The organism is Nocardiopsis salina YIM 90010 (assembly GCF_000341025.1).
Classification (GTDB): domain Bacteria; phylum Actinomycetota; class Actinomycetes; order Streptosporangiales; family Streptosporangiaceae; genus Nocardiopsis; species Nocardiopsis salina.
On sequence record NZ_ANBF01000176.1, the window covers coordinates 1 to 23,721 of the forward strand.

General features: G+C 71.5%; 14 protein-coding genes, 3 pseudogenes and 1 riboswitch. Of the genes and pseudogenes, 5 read left to right on the forward strand and 12 right to left on the reverse strand.

The window, feature by feature from the left end; translation table 11 throughout:
* The 4 genes and pseudogenes from D474_RS29400 to putP all read right to left on the reverse strand — a co-directional run.
* A pseudogene (locus tag D474_RS29400) lies at positions 1 to 332 on the reverse strand (acyltransferase family protein); the annotation flags it as partial.
* Between the two features lie 282 nt (positions 333 to 614).
* Complete coding sequence (gene nadE / locus D474_RS0119785; protein WP_026118642.1) at positions 615 to 1,454, reverse strand: ammonia-dependent NAD(+) synthetase; 840 nt, start codon at positions 1,452 to 1,454, stop codon at positions 615 to 617.
* A gap of 155 nt (positions 1,455 to 1,609) precedes the next feature.
* The gene (locus D474_RS0119790) at positions 1,610 to 2,191 is read right to left on the reverse strand and encodes a putative glycolipid-binding domain-containing protein (protein WP_026118643.1); all 582 of its coding nucleotides are present in this window, start codon (positions 2,189 to 2,191) and stop codon (positions 1,610 to 1,612) included.
* 101 nt (positions 2,192 to 2,292) lie between these two features.
* Entirely contained in the window at positions 2,293 to 3,876 is a 1,584-nt protein-coding gene (putP, locus tag D474_RS0119795) for a sodium/proline symporter PutP (protein WP_017615242.1), read from the reverse strand.
* 331 nt (positions 3,877 to 4,207) lie between these two features.
* Between putP and D474_RS32820 the strand changes: the two genes are divergently transcribed.
* The 3 genes from D474_RS32820 (at position 4,208) to fxsT (ending at position 10,305) form a co-directional block, all read left to right on the forward strand.
* Positions 4,208 to 4,384 (forward strand): hypothetical protein, encoded by a 177-nt coding sequence (locus tag D474_RS32820; protein WP_193374031.1) that lies wholly within the window; start codon positions 4,208 to 4,210, stop codon positions 4,382 to 4,384.
* Positions 4,385 to 4,405: 21 nt separating this feature from the next.
* Entirely contained in the window at positions 4,406 to 6,295 is a 1,890-nt protein-coding gene (locus D474_RS0119805; RefSeq protein ID WP_026118644.1) for a trypsin-like peptidase domain-containing protein, read from the forward strand.
* 179 nt (positions 6,296 to 6,474) lie between these two features.
* Positions 6,475 to 10,305, forward strand: a complete 3,831-nt coding sequence (fxsT, locus tag D474_RS0119810) for an FxSxx-COOH system tetratricopeptide repeat protein (RefSeq protein ID WP_017615244.1) — start codon at positions 6,475 to 6,477, stop codon at positions 10,303 to 10,305.
* Here fxsT and D474_RS0119815 read toward each other — a convergent pair.
* Positions 10,288 to 10,542, reverse strand: coding sequence for a DUF397 domain-containing protein (locus D474_RS0119815; RefSeq protein WP_017615245.1), 255 nt, complete (start codon positions 10,540 to 10,542; stop codon positions 10,288 to 10,290). The genes fxsT and D474_RS0119815 overlap by 18 nt on opposite strands.
* Positions 10,543 to 10,648: 106 nt before the next feature.
* Here D474_RS0119815 and D474_RS0119820 point away from each other — a divergent pair, with 106 nt between their 5' ends.
* Positions 10,649 to 10,984 carry a CU044_2847 family protein gene (locus D474_RS0119820; RefSeq protein WP_017615246.1) on the forward strand — a complete coding sequence of 112 codons (336 nt, stop codon included), beginning with the start codon at positions 10,649 to 10,651 and terminating at the stop codon, positions 10,982 to 10,984.
* A gap of 122 nt (positions 10,985 to 11,106) precedes the next feature.
* On the opposite strand, the pseudogene D474_RS0119825 reads toward D474_RS0119820, so the two are convergent.
* From D474_RS0119825 to D474_RS34445, 6 genes and pseudogenes are all read right to left on the reverse strand, one after another.
* A pseudogene (locus D474_RS0119825) lies at positions 11,107 to 12,186 on the reverse strand (ribonucleotide-diphosphate reductase subunit beta); the annotation flags it as partial.
* A 55-nt stretch (positions 12,187 to 12,241) separates the two neighbouring features.
* Positions 12,242 to 14,791, reverse strand: a complete 2,550-nt coding sequence (locus D474_RS0119830; protein ID WP_017615248.1) for a ribonucleoside-diphosphate reductase subunit alpha — start codon at positions 14,789 to 14,791, stop codon at positions 12,242 to 12,244.
* 156 nt (positions 14,792 to 14,947) lie between these two features.
* Positions 14,948 to 15,138: riboswitch (cobalamin riboswitch) on the reverse strand.
* Positions 15,139 to 15,371: 233 nt separating this feature from the next.
* Positions 15,372 to 15,920, reverse strand: coding sequence for a hypothetical protein (locus D474_RS0119835; protein ID WP_026118646.1), 549 nt, complete (start codon positions 15,918 to 15,920; stop codon positions 15,372 to 15,374).
* A gap of 29 nt (positions 15,921 to 15,949) precedes the next feature.
* The gene (locus D474_RS0119840; protein ID WP_017615250.1) at positions 15,950 to 17,743 is read right to left on the reverse strand and encodes an NYN domain-containing protein; all 1,794 of its coding nucleotides are present in this window, start codon (positions 17,741 to 17,743) and stop codon (positions 15,950 to 15,952) included.
* 194 nt (positions 17,744 to 17,937) lie between these two features.
* Positions 17,938 to 19,953 carry a hypothetical protein gene (locus D474_RS34440; RefSeq protein ID WP_017615251.1) on the reverse strand — a complete coding sequence of 672 codons (2,016 nt, stop codon included), beginning with the start codon at positions 19,951 to 19,953 and terminating at the stop codon, positions 17,938 to 17,940.
* A 215-nt stretch (positions 19,954 to 20,168) separates the two neighbouring features.
* Positions 20,169 to 20,816, reverse strand: a pseudogene (locus tag D474_RS34445) (RNA polymerase sigma factor); the annotation flags it as partial.
* A gap of 195 nt (positions 20,817 to 21,011) precedes the next feature.
* Here D474_RS34445 and D474_RS0119850 point away from each other — a divergent pair.
* The gene (locus D474_RS0119850) at positions 21,012 to 21,737 is read left to right on the forward strand and encodes a hypothetical protein (RefSeq protein ID WP_017615253.1); all 726 of its coding nucleotides are present in this window, start codon (positions 21,012 to 21,014) and stop codon (positions 21,735 to 21,737) included.
* A gap of 226 nt (positions 21,738 to 21,963) precedes the next feature.
* Here the strand turns inward: D474_RS0119850 and D474_RS32990 are convergent, their stop codons facing one another.
* Positions 21,964 to 22,608 (reverse strand): hypothetical protein, encoded by a 645-nt coding sequence (locus D474_RS32990; RefSeq protein ID WP_152476942.1) that lies wholly within the window; start codon positions 22,606 to 22,608, stop codon positions 21,964 to 21,966.
* Positions 22,609 to 23,721 lie beyond the last annotated feature (1,113 nt).

A 23,721-nucleotide genomic window follows, 5' to 3' on the forward strand; every position in this document is an offset into this window, starting at 1 on the left:
CGCCGCAACCGCTTCGCGTACCAGGTGGAAACGGGCGTGCCCCGGCGTGAGGCTGCCCGCCAGCTGATGAGGTTGGCCGCGCCCCCGACGAAGAAGATCAGCGGCATGACCTGGGAGACCCACGTGAGCGCGAAACCGCCCTCGCTGGCGATCACGCTCCCGGTGTCCAGGACCCCGGTGCCCTCCTCCACGGCCAGCACCGGAAGCCACCAGTGCTGGGCGACGACGAGCACCATGACGAGCAGCCGGATCGCGTCGAGGAATCGGTCCCGGTCGGTGACCGCCGGTGTCGGCGCTGGTGTCGCAGCTGTCGTCGGTGTGGTCACGGCCATCGATCGCTCCTTCGTCGCCGCCCGTCCACACCCTGTGGACACACTCGTGCCCGAGGGGAAGGGGTGCTCGGCCGTTCGGCTGCAGGGGGTCGCGGTACGTCAAGGGCGCACCGGCGGTGATGCGTCGCGGGGGAGGCACGTCCGTGTGCCCGACGCGTGTTCGGATACGACCTTAGGCGCACCCGGCACGTGCCCGCGATGGGCCCCGCACCCCGCTCTCCGTGCGGACGACCCGACCCCCGGCGGTGGTGCGTGCACCACCACCGGAGCCGGAAACGCTGATCAGGGGGCCGAGGGGGCGGTCGGAACGGCACGCTTGTGTGCGGTGGCCCGGTAGCGCGCCACGAGGGTGCGCTCGGCGTCCTCCGACACCGGCAGTCCCTCGAGGAAGTCGTCGATCTGGTCGTAGGTGAGGCCGAGCGCCTCCTCGTCGGGGCGCTGTGGGGCGAGGGACTCCAGGTCGGCCGTGGGGGTCTTGTCGACGAGGTCGGCCGGGGCACCGAGCGAGGAGGCCAGGGCGCGCACCCGACGCTTGGTCAGGCCGGTCAACGGGACGATGTCGACCCCGCCGTCGCCGTACTTGGTGAAGAACCCGGTGACGGCCTCGGCGGCATGGTCGGTGCCCACGACGAGTCCTCGGAGCCCGCCCGCGACCGTGTACTGGGCGATCATGCGCTGGCGCGCCTTGACATTGCCGAACACGAAGTCCTCGGAGACGTCGCCGTCGAACATCATGCCGGCGGCGCGCACGGACTCGGACATGGCATCACTGGCGGGGGCGACATCCACCGTCAGGACACGGTCGGGCTCGGTGAACTCCACGGCCCGGGTGGCGTCCTTCTCGTCCTTCTGTACGCCGTAGGGCAGGCGCATCGCCACGTACTGGGCGTGGTGTCCCTGCTCGCGCACACGGTCGACCGCCAGGCGGCACAGGCGTCCGGTTGCCAGGGAGTCCACACCCCCGCTGATGCCGAGGACGAGGGCGGTCGTGCCGGTGGTGATGAGCCGTTCGGCGAGGAACCCCGCACGGCGCTGGACCTCGACACCGGCGTCGAAGGTGGCGGCCACGTCGAGGTCGCGGATGATCTCGCGGCGCTCCGGGCTCAACTGGGTGTCGGTCACGGCGTTCCCCCCGTCGGTGTGGTGCTCGTGCCCGCCGATTATCCAGGTTCGCACGCCCCTCGTGTACCCCGTCCGCCCGTGGTGGCGGCCACCACGGGCGATGCCCGCCCGGCTCNNGGTCTCGGCGCTGAGCCCGGCTCCGGTGGCGGGAACTCCTACGGCCGCCGGAGCCTGCGTGCCAGGCCCTCGTAGTCCACGACCAGGCCGTGGTTGTCCACGGACAGCCGGTACCGGCCGTGCTCGGGGTCGGAGTAGGTGTAGTGGTCCAGGCCGCCGGAGGACCCGTTGCGCAGGTACCTCTGCCGCACCCGCTGGACGGTCAGAGACGGGACGTGCACCCACGCGACCGCGATGTCGCGGTGCTCCCCGGGACGCAGGCCCAGGCGGCGGATCGGCAGGGTGTTGGTGAGCGGGGTGGCTGCGACGTCGACGTCGAAGCAGCCCAACAGCTCGGGCAGCGGGGTGCCGTCGCCGAGCGTCCAACTCCCGTCGCGTGCCGTGAGATCGAGCCGGGAGGTCCCGTGCGCGGAGAGCACCTCCACGCGCACGCGCCGGGTCACCCACGCCAGATCGGTGTCGACACCGAACCGGGTGGAGAAGGCCTCGCCGTCCTCGACGACGGTCTCGCCCGCCTCCAGCCCGTACCCGTCGGGTCTGGGCGTGAGCGTCCCCAGGCCCAGGCCCTCGGGAACGTCGGTACGGGTCCACACGGCAGGGTGTTCCGTCTGTGACGACATGCACCCGTTCTACCGGTACGGGGCCACGGGCGCCAGAAATGCACGTGGGGCCCGTGTCCGGGTTTCGCGGACACGGGCCCCTCTGGCTCGCACGGGCCGGATCAGGCCTCGCCGGCGGGCTCCCGGCGGACCGGGGGCTCGCCGTGCTTGATCTCGTGCTCCATGGCCTCGAAGTCGCTCTCCATCTGCGGGGTGACCTTGCCCAGCGGGTTGAGGACGACGATGCACAGGAAGCTCAGCGCCACAGCCGGGATCATCGCGTACAGGCCCAGCCCCAGGACGTTCTCGTCGAAGATGTCCCAGACCACGGCCATGGCCGCACCGGAGACCATGCCGGCCAACGCGCCCGCCCAGGTCATGCGGCGCCAGAACACCGCCATGAGCAGCACCGGGCCGAACCCGGCACCGAACCCGGCCCAGGCGTAGCCGACCAGGTCCATGACCGACTGGTCGCCGAACAGCGCGACCAGGGCTGCAACGACCGCCACGACCACGACGGTGGCCCGGCTCATCCACATGAGCTGCGTCGGGGAGGCGTGCTTGTTGACGAACGCCCGGTAGCCGTCCTCGGTGATGGCGGAGGAGGCCACCAGCAGCTGCGAGTCGGCGGTGCTCATCACGGCGGCCAGGATCGCGGCCATGAGGAAACCGGCCACCCAGGGGTTCATGAGGGCGCCGATGAGGGCGGGGAAGACCTGTTCGGGGTCGTTCAGCGGCGTCTCGAAGTACGCGATGCCGACGTAGCCGACGAGCACGGCCAGCGCCATGGCGGTGACGGCCCAGGTGACACTGACGGTCGCGGCCATCGGGATCTGCTTGACCGAGCGGATGCCCATGTACCGGGCCAGGATGTGCGGCTGCCCGAAGTAGCCGAAGGCCCAGGCCAGGCCGGACACGATGACGACCCAGCCCAGGGCACCGGTGGGCTCCCAGGTTCCGGTCTCGGTGTCGAGGCTCGCGCCGCCGAACGCCGTCAGCAGGGACTCGCTGCTCGCCGCCACCCCGTCGCGCACCTCACCGAGGCCGCCGAGAACGCTGATCGCGACCACCGGAACGGCCAGCAGTGCGACCCACATGAGGACGGCCTGCACGGTGTCGGTGACCGAGACCGCCAGGAACCCCCCGATGACGGTGTAGGCCACGACGAACCCGAGCCCGATCAGTACGGCGGGAACCGGCCCCAGGCCGAAGACCTGGTCGAAGAGGGCCATCATCGCCGTCATGCCCGAAGCCACGTAGAAGAAGTAGAAGACGATGATGATGATCGCCGACACCGCGCGCAGCAGGCGGGTGCGGTCGGCGAAACGGTTCTCCAGGAAGGACGACAGCGTCAGGGAGTTGGACTCGCCGCCGGTGAGGAAGTCGGTGACCCGGTGGGTGTAGACGCGCAGGCGCGGTGCGAGGAGGACCCAGCTGCCCAGGAAACCGCAGGCCAGACCCACCGCGATCCAGGCCTCGCCGAAACCGGACGCGTAGATCGCACCGGGCAGGCCCAACAGCAGCCAGCCGCTGAAGTCACTCGCGTTGGCGCTGAGAGCGGTCACGAAACTGCCCAGCTTGCGGCCGCCCAGCACGAAGTCCGACTGCGACTTCGTCTTGTTGTAGAAGTAGACGGCCATGACGACCATCAGGCCGAGATAGATCGTGAAAGCCACGACCGGTTCCAGCAAGGAGTCGGAGTTCAACCGGCATCTCCCCACATGATCAGGCGCGTGGTCGGAGGCTCCCTACGCGCGGTTGACGGGCAATGACCGAGATCATGTCCTTTCGTTCGTCCGGACACAACGTGTCGTTCGTGGAACATCACCGCTTCGATACCCGGTCGAGTCCTTGACCAGGGGCGATTGTGCAGTGGGCCACCTGCGTGCGCCGGTGTTCGTCCGATCGGACATACGGAGCGCCCGGGACGGTACCGCATGTGGGCGATTCCACTCGACGGTCGGACGCCCGTGCTCCCGGCCGCCCGAATCCGGGAACGGACTGTTGCTCGGGGCCGCCGCGGACTACGGTGACGGCATGGACGCTCAGCCCGCAGCCACCGGCCGCAGTATCGGCCCTTCGGGGATCTGCCCTCGGGGAGAACACGACTGGCAACCCGCGTCACCCGGTTCGGCACGCAGGCTGTGCTCCAAGTGCAACTCGATGACGATGCGCAACTACGACCCGGAGGCCGACCGGGACCCCCAGGCCTGAGGCGTGGAAGAGGCCGTCACCGTGACCGGAACCCCCCGCCGCGCTCCCCTGAGTGAACCCGCCTGGCAACTGCGTGTGCTCGGCGCCGACGACCACCCCGTGGGAGGCGCCGTACACCTGTCCCCGCGCTTCTTCGTGACCTGCGCCCACGTGGTCAACATGGCGCTGGGGCTGCACGAGGACACCCCCGAGCACCCCGGCGCCGACGCCCGGATCCTGCTGCAGGAGGCGAACGGCACCGTGTGGGAGGCCTCGGTCGGGACCCAGGTGTGGTCCCCCACCGGCCACGGGATCGACCTGGCCGTGCTGTGGCTGACCTCGCCCGGGTTCCCCGACACCGAGTTCCCCGACATGGCCGACACCGCCCGGTTGGAACGGGACGAGCTCCTGCACGCGGTCGGTTACCCCCACGGGTGGGCCCAGAACACCTCGATGGAGTACAAGGGGCGGTTCGGCCCCACCCGGGCCAGCCACCGCGCCGCCGCGCCCCAGGGCGAGAGGGAGCTGGTCACCGCCGGTTACAGCGGGTGCGGTGTGACCACCGGTTCGGGCGACCTCGTCGGGCTCGTCCAACAGAACAACTTCGACGCGTTCGACCGCGACCGACCCAACGGCACGGTCTTCCTCATCACCACGGACCACATGCCCGACGGAGAGCAGCGGGCATCCGGCTCCGGATCGCTCCCGGTCCGGCGCATGCGGGACGAGGCCCGGGCCGGCGAGGTCGTCTACGAGCGCCTGCACGACTACCTCGACTCGGTACCCGGCCGCACCCTCCCGCACCGGCACATGCTCGACGACGAGGAGTACCGGCGCACCCGCGAACGCATCGGCACGAACCCCACCGCGTGGGACGTGCTGATGGGCGTGTGGACCCTCGTCCCGACCGGTGACGCGCCCCCGCTCCGGCTGGTGTGGGTGCACCACGCCCTTCGGGAACTGCGACGGACCCGAGGGGTGGTGCCGGAGGCTGCCCAGCGGTGGTTGACCGAGGAGGCCCGCGAGCACCTCGGCGACGCGTGGGAGCAGATCCTCGACGCCGAAGTGGACCGGCGCGCCGCGGGGCCGCCCCCGGAACCGGACACGCCCTCCGAGAGGGGCCCCGCCCCGGAGGACCCGGCTTCCGGCGACCGCCCCGGCACGCCCGGCACGATCGTGCTCTTCGACGTGGAACCGGTGACGGGCGGTTACAAGCTCTCCCACGGCATCGCCCACCGCTCGGGGCAGGGATACGACCACCGGGAGCAGGAGACGCTGCTGGTCAAGCGTTACCAGATCCCCGACCGGGTGGGGGATCTCGTACACCGCGCAGGGACCCGCAACGGGCTCGTCCCCGAGCGGGACTCACCGCGGTTGAGCTTCCTCCTGCCCAAACGGCTGCTCGGGCTGGACCTGGGATCGGTGACGGGCCACCCCGGCGACCGTCCGGGTGCACCCACCCTGGCCGAGGAGTACGAGCTGGTCTACCACGTGCGAGAGCGGGTGCGCCCGCCCCGGCCGGCGCCCGCGCGCGAGCGCCCGTGGCGGCAGCGCACGGTCCGCCAGCACGGGGACCCCCTGCTGACACCCGACACACTGCTCACCACGTGGGACCGGGTCGGTGAGGAGGTCCGCGCCGAGCTCACGGACACCGGGGTGACGGTCTGCGCGGTCGAGACCGACCGGGCGGACATCCACAGCGTGTACGACGCCGTGCTCGAGGCGGGGGTACCGACGGTGCTGCGCGGCCCGCGCCGGGAGCTGACACTCCTGCTCGGCGAGCTGCTCCCCACGCGGCCCGACGACCGGCAGCACGTACTGTCCCTGCCGGCGCTGCTGCGGGAGCGGGCGAAGTTGAAGGAGCACGGCATCGTGGTGGTGCACGACGAACACGGCGACGTGCTGTTCCGGAATGCACCCGGTTTCCGGTGAGCGCATTTCCCCCGGCAGGCACATGCCTTCGGGGTTTCCCGGAAACGCGTTCGGTGAGCTCTTCGCCCGAGCGCGCGCGGGTGGCAGAATCGACGGCAGACTCGTGCGTCGGAAAGTCCGAGGACGGGGTACCGATTTCCAGGAGCCCTTGAAAAGGAACGACGGGGGCAAAATACGACATGACACCCCAGAACACGCACATTCCTGCCCTCACCCTCAGCGGCCTCACCAGCGACCCCTCACACCTGGTGATCCTCCTCGACGCCTCACCCCTGATGTGTGTGCACGAGGACGAGGTCGCGGAACTGCTGCGCGAGGCACAGGCCTCAGGGACCGCGGTGCGCAACTTCGCTCCCACCCCGCTGGGCCGCGCGCACGACGACGGTGAGGGCGGGGGCGTCCACCCCTGGCCCCTGGACGCACCCCTGCCCGCCGGGGCCACCGCCGGCCTCGTGGTGACCGACGCCCAGGACCGGGGCTGGCGCCAGCCCCACTTCCGCTCCTGGCTCGCGGAGCTCAACAACCAGCTGCCCCTGCACGTCGTGCACCTGCTCGACCGTTCCACGTGGCACCGGGGGCCGGTCCACCCGTCCCCCATGCGCCTGACCGGGGCACGCACCAACGACCCCGCCGCCTGGTCCCCCGCGCACCCCGACGACGACGCCGGCCTGCCCGAGGGCTCCACCGCCCTGCCCGTCCTGTCGCCCGAGAACCCGCCGGAGGAGCACTCGCTGCCCTCCCCCGCCGCCGGGTGGGAGGCCGACGTGTGGGCCCTGCCCGTGGACGGCAGCCGGAGCGACGACCCCACCCTCGTGCCCGACCCCGTCGAGCACTTCCTCACTCACGCCTCGCTGGGCGCAAGAATGCTCGCCCAACGCCTCGCACAGGCACCCGTCAACCTGCCGGTGGCCCACATGCTCCACCAGGGCATCCCCCGCGATCCGGGCGAGGAACGCACCCGTCGGACCGAGATCGCCGAGGTGCTGGGCAGCGGCCTCCTGGACCCCACGCGCCCGGCCGGCGACCTCCACGACCCCGCCGCCGCGGCGCTGGAGTTCCTGCCCGGGGTGCGCCAACAGCTCCTCGGCCGTCTCGGGGACCTCAGCACCATGCGGTCGGTCTTCTTCGCCCTCGGCATCGAGTTCAAGGACACCGCGCAGGTCTACGAGTGGCTGTCGCGCCTGGAGACCGGTGCACCCCCCGAGATCGCCCTGCCCGAGAGCGAGGAGGGCCTGGGCCGGGCTGTCCTGCCCGCCCTGCGCCAGATGCCCGGCGAGTACCGTCGTTTCGCCGCGCGGATCGCGGACGCCCTCGGGATCGACAGGCCGACATCTCCCGAGGCCCCACCAGAGGCCGCGCCCGAACCCGCGGGACCACCGTCCCCCCGAGAGGAGCAGACCCCCCACGTGAGCACCCACGACCCCCTCGACCCGGAGTCCGTCGGCTCGGAACCCACCAGCACGAGCACCGGAGGCTTCCGCCGCAGGCGCCGCCGCAGCTCGGCCCAGCTGCGCGGTCTCCCGCAGCACAACCGGCACTTCACCGGCCGCAACAGGTACCTGGAGCACATCAGGGCCTCGTTCGACTCCCCCGAGGTCTACAACGGGCTCTACCTGCTCACGGGCGGCGGCGGTATCGGCAAGACCCAGATCGCGATCCAGTACGCGCACCAGCACCGCGACGAGTACGACCTCATCTGGTGGTTCTCCGCCAACAACGACGCCGACGTCCAGCAGGCCTACCTGAACCTGGCGCGCTTCCTCGGCATCCCCGGCGACCTCGGCAACTACGAGCGCACGGTCGAGCGCGTCCACGAGGCGCTGCAGTTCCGGGACGACGTCGGCTACTGGCTCCTGATCTTCGACGACGTCGAGGACCTCACGCTCCTGCGGCAGCAGGGCCTGCCCACCGGGCGCGGCGGCGACATCCTCATCACCTCCCGTGAGCAGAGCTGGCTGCAGGAGGGCCTCAGCGACGGCGACACCGTGCTCGCGCTCACGCCGGAGGAGAGCGTCACCCTGCTGCGCCGGGTCTGCCCCCAGGGCCTGGAGGACGACGTCCTCACCCTGCGCATCGCCGAGAAGCTCGAGTACTTCCCCCTCGCTCTGGCCCAGATGGGCGCCTACCTGCGCGACTCGCTCATCAGCCCGGAGGAGTTCCTCGAACAGCTCGAGCACGGTTTCGACGCGCTCGTGGGCGAGGTGAGCGAGTTCGGCGAGGGCATGCACGGCGGCAAGCCCCTCGCCGCCGCCTGGAACGTGCAGTTGGAAAACCTGAGCCGCGGCAACGAACGCGACCGGGATCTCAAGCAGCTGGTCCGCGAGTTCATCCAACTGTGCTCGTTCTTCGCGCCGCGCCCGCTCAAGCGCACGCTGTTCCACCGCGCCCGCGGCATCAGCGACAACCGGGCACTGTCCAGGATCCTCGGCGACGACCGGACCCTGAACAAGGTGCTTCGGTACATGAGCCGACACAGCCTCGTCGAACTCGACCGCCGCAACTACACCTTCCAGTTCCACGGGAGCTTCCAGGCGGTCGTACGGAACAAACTGGCCGACGACGAGCGCGTGCGCCTGCGCGACCTCGCCCATCGGCTGCTCGCACAGAGCGACCCGCTGGGCCCGGAGAACCCGCAGAACTGGCCCGAGTACCAGATCTACTACGCCCACGCCGTCGAGTCGCAGGCCTGGCGCAGCCGTGACGTGCAGGTACGCAACCTGGTGCGCAACATCGCGGTGTACCTGCTGGAGACCAACAACCCGGTCATGGCGCAGAGGCTCGTCGACTCGGCGATCAGCTCCTGGTACGACGACCCCGCGCAGCGGTTCGAGATGGAGCTGCTGCGCAACAACTCCCTGCGCCTGCAGGACCGGTACTCCCTCGCCCTGGAGGAGTCCGATCGGATCTTCTCCGAACGCCGGGAGCTCGACGGTGAGGACAGCGAGGAGGTCCTGGACGCCCGGCGCGCCCGCGCCATCGCCCTGGCCCAGCTGGGCGAGTTCGAGGACGCGATGGAGGAGTTCCGCGCCATCCGCGAGCGGGTGGTCGAGCTCTACACCGAGGAGGACGACAACGCCCTGGTGGCCGCGCACGACCTCGGCGGGGCACTGCGCCTGGTCTTCCGGTTCGCCGAGGCCCTGGAGATCGACGAGGCCAACGTGCTCCGGCGCCGCCACCTGTTCGGGGCGAACGGCATCCCGACCCTGCGTTCGCAGCAGGCGCTGGGCATCGACCTGATGGGCCTGGGCCGGATGAACGAGGCCGCCACGATGCTGGACGACTGCCTGGAGCGCTTTGCCGCGGAGGAGGCCGAGGACAGCTCGCACGCGGTCGACGTCCCCCTGTTCCAGTCGGTCCTCCGTCGGCGCATGGGCGACCACGAGGTGGCCCTGGAGCTCTCCCAGGAGGTCGCCGACTCCCACTACCTGCGCGATCAGCTGCGCAACCGCACCGAGGTGTTCGTCTACAACATCCACGCGGTGAACCTGGCCTTCACCAAGCAGATGGAGCAGGCCGAGCTACTGACCGAGAGGCTGCTGCGGACGGTCGACACCCACTACGAGCAGACCCACACCGTCCCGTGGATCACCCGGGTCAACGCCGCGATCGTGCTGCGTGCGGTCGGGCGGTTCGAGGAGGCGCTGGAGCTGGACCGGATCGCCCTGGACCGCCTCTCGCGGCTGCTCCCCCGGGAGCAGGGCCCGCTGGCGCCGGTGGAGATCAACCTGGGCAACGACCTGTTCGGCCTGGGCCGGCTGCAGGAGGCCCTGGAACGCGACACCGCGGCCCTGGCCACCTGCGAGACCGGGCTGGGCCCCGACCACCTGTTCACCCTCATCGCCCGGCGCAACCTGCTCATCAGCCGACGCGCCCTCGGCGAGGAGGTCGGCGAGGAGTGGGCCCGGCTGCGGAGCGAGTTCGTGGCCGGATACGGCCCCGAGCACCGTTACGTGCGGGGCATGGACGGGGTCGTGCGGCTCGACGCGGACTTCCTACCGGTCTCCCGGTGAGGTCGGACGCGGCAGCGCCGCCAGCAGGCGGACCCACTCGTCGAACGGGAAACCGAGCTCCGCGCCGGACGGGTTCTGCGAGTCGCGCACGTGCGCGTGTGCGTTCCGACTGAGGCGGGCCTCCCAGCAGTCCCCCTTGTCGGGGGAACGGCGGGACTTGCGCCAGGTGTCGGCCCGGCGTCCGTCGGCCCAGTTCAACGTCTCGCCCTCCAGCGTTGCCATGTCCAGTTGACCCACGTTCTCCTCTGAGCGACGACCGACGCTTGACGGCACATTCGACCATTTTACGTTCCAACAGGACAATTACGGAAGTCCGCGATAAAACCACACCAGAGGTGCCCCGGTGAACAATGCGATCGACTTCGTCACCGACGACGGAACCACCGTCAAGATCGAACCCGCACAACCGCGCCGGCAAGGGGCGCACAACGTGGGAAAACAGCCCGGGGCCGCCACCGGGCAAAAGCAGCTCGACGACGTCCTCCTGCGAATTCGCAAGGTCGCCGAGGCCGTTTCCGAGCAGATCAACGGGTTCTCCCAGATCTCCGGCGGCCCCTCCGGCGCGGAGGTGGAGTTCGGGCTCAGCGTGAGCGCCGAGGCCGACGCCGTGATCATCAAGGGCAACGGCGAGGCGACCTTCAAGGTCACCCTCACCTGGGGCGGCAACTCCGGCAGCTGAAGCCGGCGGGGCGGCCCGCACCGGCCGACCCGGACACACCGAAGGGGCGTCGAGGGCCGCTCCGGGGAGAAACCGGTCCTCGACGCCCCTGGAAACCCCGGGAGCTCACCGAGCGCCCAAGGTCAGTCCCAGTCCAGGCCGCCACCGGTCTGGTACTCGATGACACGGGTCTCGAAGAAGTTCTTCTCCTTCTGCAGGTCCATGACCTCCGACATCCACGGGAACGGGTTCTCCGTCTGCCCGAAGATCGGCGCCAGGCCGATCTGTTCGGCCCGGCGGTCGGTGATGAAGCGCATGTAGGTCTCGCACAGCTCGGCGTTGAGGCCGAGGATGCCGCGCGGCATGGTCTCGCGGCCGTAGGCGATCTCCAGCTCACAGGCCTCCACCAGCATCTGGCGGACCTCGGCCTGGAACTCCTCCCCCCACAGGTGCGGGTTCTCGATCTTGATCTGGTTGATCACGTCGATACCGAAGTTCAGGTGGATCGACTCGTCCCGCAGGATGTACTGGTACTGCTCGGCGATGCCCACCATCTTGTTGCGGCGGCCCAGCGACAGGATCTGCGCGAACCCGGTGTAGAACCACATGCCCTCGAAGATCACGTAGAACGCGATGAGGTCGCGCAGGAACGCCTGGTCGGCCTCGGGGGTGCCCGTGGAGAAGTCGGGGTCCTCCAGGTTCTGCGTGTACTTCAGGGCCCAGGAGTCCTTGGCCGTGATCGAGGGGACCTCGCGGTACATGTTGAAGAGCTCGCCCTCGTCCAGGCCGAGGCTCTCGCAGATGTACTGGAAGGTGTGCGTGTGCACGGCCTCCTCGAACGCCTGCCGCAGCAGGTACTGGCGGCACTCGGGGTTGGTGAGCTGCCGGTAGACCGCCAGGACGATGTTGTTGGCGACCAGGGACTCCGCCGTGGCGAAGAAACCCAGGTTGCGCTTGAGCATGAGGCGCTCGTCCTCGGTGAGGCCGTCCGCGGACCGCCACAGCGCGATGTCGGCCTGCATGGCGACCTCGGTCGGCATCCAGTGGTTGTTGCAGCCGGCCAGGTACTTGTCCCAGGCCCACGTGTACTTGAGCGGGAGGAGCTGGTTGACGTCGGCCCGGGCGTTGATCATCGACTTGTCGCCGACGTCGACGCGCTCGGCGCCGCTCTCGATCTCACCGAGGCCGGTGCCGGCGTCGACCGTGTTCGTTGTGCTCATGCGGTGGTGTTCCGATCCTTGCGTGGGGTCTGCGGGGCGGCGTGCGACGGGCCGGCCGTCACTGGCAGGCCTCGCACTCGGGGTCGTCGATCGAGCAGGCCTGGTCCTCGTCGACCTCGAACCCTTCCTCGGCCGGCGCCGGGGCGGGCCGCGGCGACGGGCTCGGGGACGGGGAAGGCGCCGGGGACGGGCTCGGCGACGGTGCGGCCGCGGGCGCAGCGGCGGCCTCGGGCGTGGCCGAGACCGCATTGAGGCGGCCGTCGGTGCCCTTGATGGTGCTCTTCTCAACGTGGGTGGCGCTCTGGGAACGCAGGTAATACGTGGTCTTGAGCCCCGAACGCCAGGCACGGCGGTACAGGTTGTCCAGCTTGCGGCCGCTCGGGCCTGCCATGTACAGGTTCAGCGACTGGCCCTGGTCGATCCACTTCTGGCGGCGGGCCGCGGCGTCCACCAACCAGTCCGGGTCGACCTCGAACGCGGTCGCGTACAGGGCCTTGAGGTCGTCGGGCACTCGGTCGATCCCGCCGAGGCTGCCGTCGTGCAGCTTCAGCGCGGAGACCATGTCCTCGTCCCAGAGGCCCCGGTCGCGCAGGTCACGCACCAGGTACTCGTTGACGACCGTGAAGTCGCCGGACATGTTCGACTTCACGAACAGGTTCCGGTAGACGGGCTCGATCGACTGGCTGACGCCGGTGATGTTGGCGATGGTCGCGGTCGGTGCGATCGCCATGACGTTGGAGTTGCGCATGCCGCGCTCGCGCACCTGCTCGCGCAACGTGTCCCAGTCCAGGGTCGTTTCGCGGTCCACGTCGAGACCGCCGCCGCGCGCCCGGTCCAACAGCTCCAGGGAGTCGATGGGCAGCACACCCTTGCTCCACAGCGACCCGTCGAAGCTCTCGTAGGGGCCGCGCTCACCGGCCAGCTCGGAGGAGGCCTCGATCGCGTGGTAGCTGATGAGCTCCATGCTCCGGTCGGCGAAGTCCACAGCGCCCTGCGAGGAGAACGGCAGGCGCAGACGGAACAGTGCGTCCTGGAACCCCATGAGCCCCAGCCCGACCGGGCGATGGCGCATGTTCGCGCGCTCGGCCTCGGGGATCGTGTAGAAGTTCACGTCGATGACGTTGTCGAGCATCCGCACGGCGGTGCGCACGGTGCGGCGCAGACGCTCCCGGTCGATCCCGTCGGGGCCCACGTGCTGGGCGAGGTTGACCGAACCCAGGTTGCAGACCGCGACCTCGTCGGAGCTCGTGTTGAGCGTGATCTCGGTGCACAGGTTGGAGGAGTGCACCACACCCGCGTGCTGCTGGGGCGAGCGCAGGTTCGAGGGGTCCTTGAACGTGATCCACGGGTGGCCGGTCTCGAACAGCATGGTCAGCATGCGACGCCACAGGTCCACGGCCGGCACCCGCTTGTGGACGCGGAGGCGCCCGGCGTCGGCCTCGGCCTCGTAGCGCTCGTAGGCCTCGGTGAAGGCCGGGCCGTAGGTGTCGTGCAGCTCGGGGACCTCGTCCGGGGAGAACAGGGTCCACTCGCCGCCCTCCTCGACACGGCGCATGAACAGGTCCGGAACCCAGTTCGCGGTGTTCATGTCGTGCGTACGGCGCCGGTCGTCACCGGTGTTCTTGCGCAGGTCGAGGAACTCCTCGACGTCGATGTGCCACGTCTCCAGGTACGCGCACACCGCACCCTTGCGGCGCCCTCCCTGGTTGACCGCCACGGCCGTGTCGTTGGCGATCTTGAGGAAGGGCACCACACCCTGGCTCTTGCCGTTGGTGCCGCGGATGTGCGAGCCGAGGCCGCGCACGGGGGTCCAGTCGTTGCCGAGGCCGCCCGAGTACTTCGACAGCTTCGCGTTGTTGCTGATGCCGTGGAAGATGTCGCCCAGGTCGTCGCCGACCGTGGTCAGGAAGCACGACGACAGCTGGGCGCGCGAGGTCCCGGAGTTGAACAGGGTCGGGGTGGAGGCCATGAAGTCGAACGAGGACAGCAGCTCGTAGAACTCGATCGCACGCGCGTCGCGGTCCTCCTCGTTCAGGGCCAGCCCCATCGCGACCCGCATGAAGAAGGCCTGCGGGAGCTCGTAGCGCACACCGTCGTCGTGCAGGAAGTAACGGTCGTACAGGGTCTGCAGGCCGAGGAAGGTGAACTGCTCGTCGCGGTCGGCGTGCAGGGCGGCGCCGAGGCGGTCGAGGTCGAACCGGGCGAGCTCCGGGTCGAGCTGGCCCAGCGCGATGCCCTTGCGCACGTACGCGGCGAGGTAGCTCTGGTAGCGCACGGCCATCTCGCTCTGGCCGGCGGCGTCGGGAGCATCGGCGACGTGGGTCAGGGCCTCGCGGCGGAGCTTGTCCAGCAGCAGGCGGGCCGCGACGAAGGAGTAGTCGGGGTCGGCCTCGACGAAGCTGCGGGCGGCCATGACCAGCGCGAGCTCGACCTCGTCGTCGGAGATGCCCGGGAAGAAGCCGCGGCGGGCCTCGGCGAGCACCCGGTCGGCGGAGGCGCCCGTCAACCGCTCACAGGCCTCGGCCACGACGCTCTCGATCCGGTCGACGGCCGCGGGGGGCGCGGCCGTCCCGGCGGCCTCGGGCGCGACCTGGGCATCAAGGGTCATAGAGCGGCTCCAACCTCGTATCGGTGTCCCTGCGGGGACCGACGAGGAGAAAGCGCGCACACGCCGGCCAGACCTGTGCGCACGCGGGCGCAGCGGTCGTGGGGACCGGTGTGTTCGCGGTGAGCTCGCCCTCGAAGCCCCCAGCGTCGCACGCGTCGCACGCGTGCACCGGTGGCAGGTCTTCGGACTCACGGGCGCCCTACACAACCGTCGCTTCCCGGGTCCGTACGGACCCAGTGCCTGTGACGGCCTTCGTTCCCGTTCACCGCTGCGGGGCAGTCCCGGACTCTCACCGGGTTCCCTCTTGCCTCACCCACGAGGGGTGAACCATCGGCGGTTCAGATACTACATCTGGGGGAGGAGGGCTTGGAACACCGCAAGATGATCGCGTGTCGCCGGCCTGCACGGCACATCTCACACACCGGGACACGGGCAGCGGACACCAGGGACGCAGGACTGCGGGGAAGGGCGCCCCATTCAATCAGACCGCGCGCACCTGATCGGCGCACCCGACCGGACGTGCGGCGGCGCGAAAGGCAGCGGTGCCCGGGACCGACGGCGCGGGAAGCGGCAGCAGAGCTCAGATCGATCGGTCGAGGTCGTCCTCGGCCAACCCGAGATCAGAACGGATCCGGAACCTGATGCGCAGCAGTTCCTCGAAGAGGTCGTCCCCGCCGCTGTGCCGACCGCGCGCGCCCGATGTGGCCCACCACTCGGCGCCTTCGAGGTCGCCGTGGGCGTAGAGCACCTCGGCGATGTGCAGGTAGGTGGGCAACCCGTCGAGCTCGTCCTTCTCGAGCCGCTGCAGGTGGGAGTGGGCGCGCTCGGTCTCGTCCATCTGCAGGAGCGCTCCGGCGCACAGGGCGCGCGGATCGATGACGGTGCGCCCGCCGTCGTCGATGGCACGCTGGTAGGCCGCACAAGCGCGTTCGTACTCCTGGGCGATCTCCCACTGCTCTCCCGCGCGCACGAAGAGCTCGGCGCGGGTGATCTCGCTGCCGGCGTCGGCGCGGTTGGCGAGGTCGTGCAGTTGCGCGGCGACCCTGCCGTGCTCACCGGACCGGACGGCGTCGAACTCCAAACGGTCGAGCTCGGCCGTCGTCACGTGGGTCACCCGCATCGCCCCCATGCCCTCCTCGCGCTCCACACACACCGGGGTCAGGGCCTGGCACGTTCCAGTGCCTGCCAGAACCCCTGACGCAGTCCTTCCCGGACCTCGTCGCGCAACAGGTGGTCGACCGGCAGTGCTGACCCCTGGAGCAGACGTGCCTCCAGGTCGGAGGGCATCCGGGGCCTGCGGGCGAGGACGGCCTCGACCCACAGGGCGGGCGCCTCGCGCGCGATCGACTCCGCGAATCCGCTTCCTTCCTCGTGCGCGACGTGCACCGCATCATCAACGGTATGCGCGGCGGCCCTCCCGTGTTGGGGATATCCGGGAGCGGACCCGGATTCCTGGTGAACGGGAGGGCCGAAACCGGCGTCGTGTTCGGGACCAGTCGGTGGCCTCACCCCGTTCGGTGGGGTGGGCCCGCCGCCGTGGGCGGCCTCAGTTGCCGTACTGGTCCCATAGGTAGGGTTTGGGTCGGCCGCACCCCCGTAACCGGGGTTCTCCCCGGTGCCGAACCGCGGATCCTGCGGCGGCGGTGGGGCGTCTCTGGGCGGTGGCGCGTGCCCGGCCTGTACCTCGCCCGAGAAGGACGGCTGGGGTCCTGTCCCCGCGGCGAACGAGGGCTGGGGGCCGGTGCCCTGCTGGTAGGGCGGCTGCGGCCCGGTCATCGGACGACCGTGGGGCGGACCGGCGGGAGCACCGTAGCCGTTGGGGCCGCCGCCCTGCATCGAGGGCTGCCCGCCGGTGGAGGCGTACCCGGGCTGGGCACCGGCCGGGGCCTGCCCCGGTGGAGCGGGGTGCGGGGGGTGGCCCTGCTGCATCTGGTGCTGCGGAGGCCCCTGCTGCTGGTGCTGCTGGGGTGCCTGGGGCTGAGGCGGACCCTGGTGCTGTTGGTGCTGTTGGGGTGCCTGGTGCTGCTGGGAGTGGCCTGCGTCGGGGTGCGAGGCGCCGGGGTAGGCGCCCGTCCCGGCGACCGGCATCTGCCGTCCGGACGGGAACCCGTTGGCGTCGATCCCGCCCGAGGGCCGGCCCTCCGCGGGCCCGGCGAGGTGGTCGCCGCCGCGCTGCTCGGCGATGGAGCGTCGCATGGCGCGCAGTTGGTCCATCGCGCTGCCCTGGGGTGCCGGGGTTCCGCCGGTGCCGGCGAACATGGCCTCGAGCCCCCCGGTGGAAGGTGTGGCCGGCTCGGCCCGCTCACCGCCGGAGGGGCCGCCGACCTGGTGGGGGGCTTCGGGGACGGGGGCGGCCCGGCGGCCGGTGGAGAATGCGTCGGTGGTCTTGGCCGCCTCCTCCTGGGACGCGGCCCCGCCGTCGAGGAGCTCGACGTGCGGGCGGAGGTGGCCGGCGCCGATCTCGATGAGGTCGTCGCACTCCCGGCGCAGAGCCCGGGAGATGGTCCAGTTCCCCTCCACGGAGATGTGCACGACGGTGACACGGACGCCCATGTCCTGGACGTCGGCGACCACGGAGGACATGTCCTCGTCCCCGCTTACCAGCACGGCGTCGCACAGGACCCCGGTCCGTGCGAGGGTGGTCAGGTCGCGCTGGACGTAACTCTCCACGCCCTCACGGCGCCCGGGTCTGATCCTGGCTCCCCGGAACTTGATACCGGGGATGTCCGCGATGCCGTCCTGCTCCTGGGACCGCCGCTCGTCGGCGACCGCCTCGTACCAGTAGCAACGCAGCAGCGGCAGACCGGTGCGGTCGCGGGCCACCTCGTTGAGGAACTGGACGAGTCCGGCGTAGTCCCAGGAGACGGAGCCCCGATTCCGGGTTCCGTGCACGGCCATCGCGCCGTCCGCGAGAAGGTATCCCGCGTCGACGAACAACGCGCAGCGGTCCACGACACCGCCCCCTTCCCTTTCGTATGAGGGTCATCTCCATGACCGGGGCTCAGCCTAGCCAACTCTGTATGCTTTTGCGTGCCCCTTCTTAATACACACAGTTACGGTCCAACTACCCTCGGATTGCTTTTCGGGGGTGTGCTGCGAGAGGGCCGATCCCGGACCGGAACCCGCCCCTGACCTCGGCACCCGGATCAACGACGCATGGGGGCGTCCAGCGCGATCACACCCACCAGGACCGCGTCCTGGTCCGACTGGATTCGGATATCCGTATCCCGCCCGACCACGGGGGCGAATCGCACCACGTCCGTCCCGAAGGTGAAGGGGTCGCCGATCGCACCGCGCGACGACGAGACGAAGGCGTTCTGCGCACTGCCGTGGTGGCCGCCGGTCGGGGCCAACGGGGTGCCGCCGACAGTGACCTGGTCCCCGCCGAGGTCGGCGTCGCCCTCCCAGGCCACCACGTTCAGGTCCCCCGGAACCGACCCGGGCAGCAGGCCCGAGACCGGGAAGTGTGCTTCGGAGGACCCCTGGAAGACCGACACCGTGTCGTCCATGACCATCGTCTGGCTGTGCTCATCGACCGTGGGGTCCTCGAGCACCACGACCAGGCTCCATCCGGCGTGCACACCCGTGCCCTCCAGGTGCGGGACGTCGGCGACCCACCACTCGCCCGCGCCGTGCTCGGCGACCATCGGGGTCACGTCCGCGAAGGCCTGGTAGGCCCCGTACCCGGGCAGCTGGGCGGTCTCGTGCTCGGCCGCCGGGACCGTCGTGTACGAGGCCATTCCGGGGCCCTTCACCCGGGCGGTGGGGTCGGACGGCTCTCCCGCGCCGGAGAAGTAGAGCCCGGCCCAGAGCACGGAACCCCCCTCGGGCATCTCCCACTGCGCGGAGCTGGACGCCTCCGTCGTGGGGTCGTGGTCGCGGTCGAGCGGCTCCATCTCGAAGTGGTCGTTGTCCCGGTGTTCGCCGCCGCGCTCACGGGCCTCGGCGCAGGGCCCGGGGTGCCCGGCGTCCGGGTCGGTGTCCTCCTCCGGGACCTCCGGGGCATCGGGTGCCTCAGGGGCGTCAGGGGCGTCCGGGGCGTCGGGCGCCTCGGGAGCGTTCTCGGGCGGTTCCTCCCCCTCGGGCACGGAGGGGTCGCCGTCGCCGGGGTCCGGTTCCTCGGGGCCGGAACCGTCACCGGGCTCGGGCAGGTCCGGGAGCTCGGGTGTGTCGGGGAGCCCGGGCAGCTCGGCGCCGGGCTCCTGCTCCGGGTCCGTACCGCCCTGTTCCCCCTCACCGGGGTCGGCGGGGGCCCGGCTGAGGTCCCCGCTGCCCTCGGGCACGGGCTCGGTGTCCCCGGCCGGAGGTTCGGCGGCCTCGGGGTCCTCCGGCGTCTCGGGGTCCTCCGACGGCGGGACACCGGGGTGGCTCCACCCGTGCAGCGGCCACGGCCACCAGGGCTCGGGCTTCTCGGGTTTCTTCGGTTCCACACAGGTCATCAGGGTGTTGCCCACCGCCTCGGAGCTGACCTGCCCGGCGGCGGCGTAGCGCGCGGCCACACCCTCGGTGGCCACGCCGCGTTCGCCGTCGACGGCCACACTCACCTCACCCGAGCTGACGGTGACCGACCCGGGAACGTCGGTCTGCGCACCCTCGTCCACGCGCACGTCCAGGAACTGGGTGGCGTTCTCCCCCTCGCCGAGCCCGGAGAGCACGCACGTGCCCTCACCGCCGCCCCCGGACGAGCAGCTCCAGTCGCCCGTGCCCGACGAGGCCGGAAGGGCACTGCCCGCGCCTCCGGCCTCCACCAGGGTCACTCCGGACGGGAGCGTGAAGTCGGCGGTCACATCGTCGGCGGTGGCCTGTCCGATGTTGCGCACGTCCAGCACCATGATCCCGTCGGAACCCGGGAGCAGGGACCCCACGGGGTCGACGCCGGCGGCGAAGGCCGGGAACTCGTCGTCGACCGGGATGTCCTCCTCCGGGACGTCGGCGGGCAGCACGGCCTCCTCGGGCTCGGGCTCCTCGTCCGGGTCGTCGGGGTCCTCCGGGTCGTCCGGATCGGGTTCCTCGTCGTCCTCCGGCGGGGCGTCCGGGGTGTCCGGATCGTCAGGGGTGTCCGGCGCCGGCGGTTCGTCCTCGGCGGGCGAGTCCTCGGGCGCCGCGGCCGGGGGTGTGTCCTGGGTGACCGGCTCGTCGGCGCTGACCAGGGCCAGGGCCACCNCCCTGCCGAGGCCTGCTGCTGGCCCTTGGACATGCGGTTCCAGCCCGCACCGCCGACCGCGCCCGGACCGGCCGCCAGGTATCCGGCGGCTCCGGAGCCGGCGAACAGCGGCAGCACGATCCCGCGCAGACCGACGTTGACGTCCATGAGCTCGGCGTAGACCTCGCGGCAGTGCCCGCAGCCGTCCATATGGGAGTCGACCCGGCCGCTCTCGCGCTTGGCCAGGCCCCCGCGCACGTACGCACCGAGCAAGTCGATGGTGGGACGGCACTCCTGAGGTGCCGCGCCGCCGGCCAGGTGCATCTGGAGGTAGGCCTGGCGCAGCCCCTCACGGGCCCGGTAGGCGAGCGCGGCGACACTGTTGGCCTTCATGCCGAGCAGCGGACCGACCTCCGCCGGTTTTGCCCCCTCGATCTCGGTGTGCCACAGCACCGCCTGCCAGCGTTCGGGCAGCGACAGGAACGCTCGCGCGATCAGGGAGCGTTCCAGGCCCTCCAGAGCCGGATCCACGAAGGGCTGGCCCGGGGCGACGCTCTCCATGTCCTCGGTCGCCACCTGTCGCTTGTCGCCGCGCCCGCGATCGTGGGCCGCGTTGCGCACGGCGGTGAGCAGGTAGGGGCGGAACGCGTCGGTGGGGCCGCCGCCGCGCTGGATCACGCTGAGCACACGGGTGAAGGCCTCGGCCACGGCGTCATCGACCTCGGCGTCGCCCCGCAGGAGCTGTCGGGCCAGTCCGCGCCCTGCGGCCGAATGCCGTTCGTACAGAACCGCGTAGGCCCCGGTGTCTCCGTCGCGTACCTGAGCGATCAGCTCAGCGTCACCGACGAGCGTCTCTGTGTCGTTGCCTCGGGCGTCGGTCACCCAACGTCCTTTCTTCGGGGGAGCCCTCCACAGACCGGGGGACGGGCGGTCGGCACAGGGCGAGGGGGCCCGTGCACAACCTTCTCGGAAAAATATCCCGCATCCGCGTCATAGCCGCCACCGATCTCCGTAAGTCGTGTGACGGAGGACCTCGACGGGGCCTCCGAGGATACCGAACGACCTGGGGGAACTGACGTGGGCGAGACAGACGTGGACACCGGGACCCGTGCCCTGGATCTGCGCGCTCCGTGGGGGCGCCGCAGTCGCGCCCGGGGCTGGGACCCGCCGGAGGACTGGTGGACCCCCGCCGTGGACGCGGTGTGCGCCGCGCACGACGACGGCCGGGACCTGACCGGACCGTGCGCCCGCCTCGGCTCCGCCCGGGCCCGCGGCGGCATCGGCGTGGGGCAGAGCCTGACCGACCTGGCCGCTTTCACCGACGTCGCCGGGTGGGACACCCCTCCCCTGGAACTCCTCAGCGCCACGGCCGAGGGGTGGGCCGACGCGGGCCGCGGCGACGACACGTGCCAGGACCCGCTCACCGGCCTGGCCAACGCCGCCTACCTGCGCACCCGATTGGCCGAGCTCTACCGCTGCCCCGAGGAGGCCGAACCCGCGGCCGCACGCCACCGCCTGCTCGTGGTCTCGCTCGCCGCCGGGCTGGACCCGTGGCGGCGGACCGCCCGGCTGATCGTGCTCGGGCACGAGCTCGGCCGCTTCTTCACCCGCGGCGAGTCGGTGTGCGTGCTCTCGCGCGGCCGCGCCGCCGCCCTCGTACCCGCTGCACCGACGCTGACCGCGGAGCTGTCGGCCCTGCGCACGGGCCCGTGCCGCGACGCGGGTGCGTCGGTGTGCGAAGTGTCCCTGCCCGCCACACACCGGGAGGCGGTGACCCTGCTCGACATCCTCGCAGGCACCTGATCCACAGACGCCGTCCGGTGCGGCGCGCGGGCCCGCAACGAGGGGAGCGGGACCCCGCACCGGACGGTCGAGCCGGCCGCCGTTCCCGTGAGGGGAGAGGATCGGCGGGCGGNNGGCGGCCCGTGAGCCCTCCGGAGAGGGGCGCCCCGGGGCGCCCGGGGACGCGTCGGCAAAGGGGAGGCCGGCGCGTCCCCCTTCTTTTCGTCCGATCCTCGTTCGGCACGGGTCATGCACCGAGGTTGAGGCGCCCCCGCGTGGCCCGGAACAGCGCACGCTTCCATACGACGTCGGGGACCGGCGGAACCGCGGCGATGCGTTCCTCCAACCCGCCGGGCAGGGGTGTGTGGAGCTCCCCTCCGAACACCGGGGCGGCCGACACCGGTCGAACCTCCGCCTCGGCCGGACCTTCGGCAGACACGGGTGGCTCAGGCACCGCTGCCGGTGTCTCCTCCGGCGCCACCCGGGGTTCCGGGGACGGGGCTGCGGGCTCGGGCGACGCGCCCGGCTCGGTCCGGGTGTACGGCGGTGGCGGGCCGAACGCACCCCACGCCTCGGGACCGTCCCGTTCGGGTTCCGGAGCCGTGGGCACAGAGGGCTCGGCCGTCGGCGCCTCCGGTGCGCACTCGGCGGCCGACACCGCGGTCGTCGAGCCTGCGTCGGCCGGCGGCGCCTCCGTTCGCCCGCCGTCAGGATCGTCGCTGTCGTGTGTGTCCCCCGGTTCGGGAGCCTCGGTCGTGCCCGTGCCGACCGCGTCGTGTTCTCCGGCGTGGCCCGTCAAGGGTTCCGGATACCGGCCGTCGTCCTCGTTGGTCCAGGCCCCGGTCAGGTGGGAGGGCTTGGCGTGCTCCGGAGGTGCCTGCGGAGGCGGCACCGGGGGCGGTGGGGCCGCTGCCGGCGGCGGGGCGGGCGCGCGCCGGTCCCAGCCGGGCGGTCCCTGATCCGGGCCGGAGGGCGGCGGACGGTGAGGGGCGGGCGAGGCCGGACCACCGGACAGGAAGGCCTCGACCACCGCATCCTGGGCAGGCGCACCGGGCGCCCGTCCCCTCGGTGCGGACGGCGGTGGAGCCGCCGGACCCGGCGCGTACGGGTTCTGGGGATACTGCGGTCCGGACGGGGGACCGTAGGGGGTCTGCGGGCCCGACGGCGGGTTCTGCGGACTCTGCGCCGCCGGCGGAGCACCGAACGCACCCTGGGGACCCGACGGCGGCCCGTACGGGCTCTGCGGCCCCGACGGCGGTCCGGGGCGCGTTTGCGGACCGGTCCCCGGGTTCTCCGGACCCGCGGGCGGGTGCTGGTGACCGAGGTGGGGCGGCTGCGGTCCGGTGTTCGTGTTCGGCGGGTACCCGGGCGCGGCCTGGGGGTGCTGGGGACCGGACGGAGGACGCTGGGGCCCCGAAGGAGCAGACGGGGCCTGCGGGCCCGCCGGACCTCGGGGGGCCTGGGGGCTCCGGCCCTCTGCCGGCGCCTGCGGGCGCTGGGCTCCGTGCGGTGGAGCGGCCGGGGCCGGGTACCCGGGTCCGGCGTGCGAGGGCTGCGGCCCGGAGGAGGCAGGCGGCCCGGGCACGGGACGCTGCGGCCCCGAGGGCGCGGAAGGGCCCTGAGGCCGCTGACCGCCCGGGGACCCCGGCGGCGGCTGTACACCCCGGGGGACCCGAGCGTTCTGCGGGGCCGGGTGGCCCTGGTCCCCCTGGGCGACTCCCGTCCGTTCTGTTCCCGGAGCCTGCGGCGGACCGGACGCGGCAGGACCGGTCGCGGGGCGCTGCGGCCCCGACGGCCCCTGCGGTCCCGACGGTGCGGACGGCGCGGATGCCGGAGGCCCCTGCGTCTCACGCGTGCCCGCCGGGCCTCTTTCCGTCTTCTCCTGCGGTTCGGGCGGGGGGACCGGTGCGCTCAGTCCGGGCACCGAGGCACGGTCCACCTGGACGGTCTCCTCGGAGTCCACCTCCGGGTCCGGAGCCGCCGGCCCCGCCTCCGGCTCGCACGG

Excerpts from the sequence above, each read along its gene's own strand:
- D474_RS0119835 (WP_026118646.1), bottom strand. The coding sequence starts at position 15,920 with ATGGGGGCGATGCGGGTGACCCACGTGACGACGGCCGAGCTCGACCGT.
- D474_RS0119790 (WP_026118643.1), bottom strand. The coding sequence starts at position 2,191 with ATGTCGTCACAGACGGAACACCCTGCCGTGTGGACCCGTACCGACGTT.
- D474_RS0119830 (WP_017615248.1), bottom strand. The coding sequence starts at position 14,791 with ATGACCCTTGATGCCCAGGTCGCGCCCGAGGCCGCCGGGACGGCCGCG.
- fxsT (WP_017615244.1), top strand. The coding sequence starts at position 6,475 with ATGACACCCCAGAACACGCACATTCCTGCCCTCACCCTCAGCGGCCTC.
- D474_RS32820 (WP_193374031.1), top strand. The coding sequence starts at position 4,208 with ATGGACGCTCAGCCCGCAGCCACCGGCCGCAGTATCGGCCCTTCGGGG.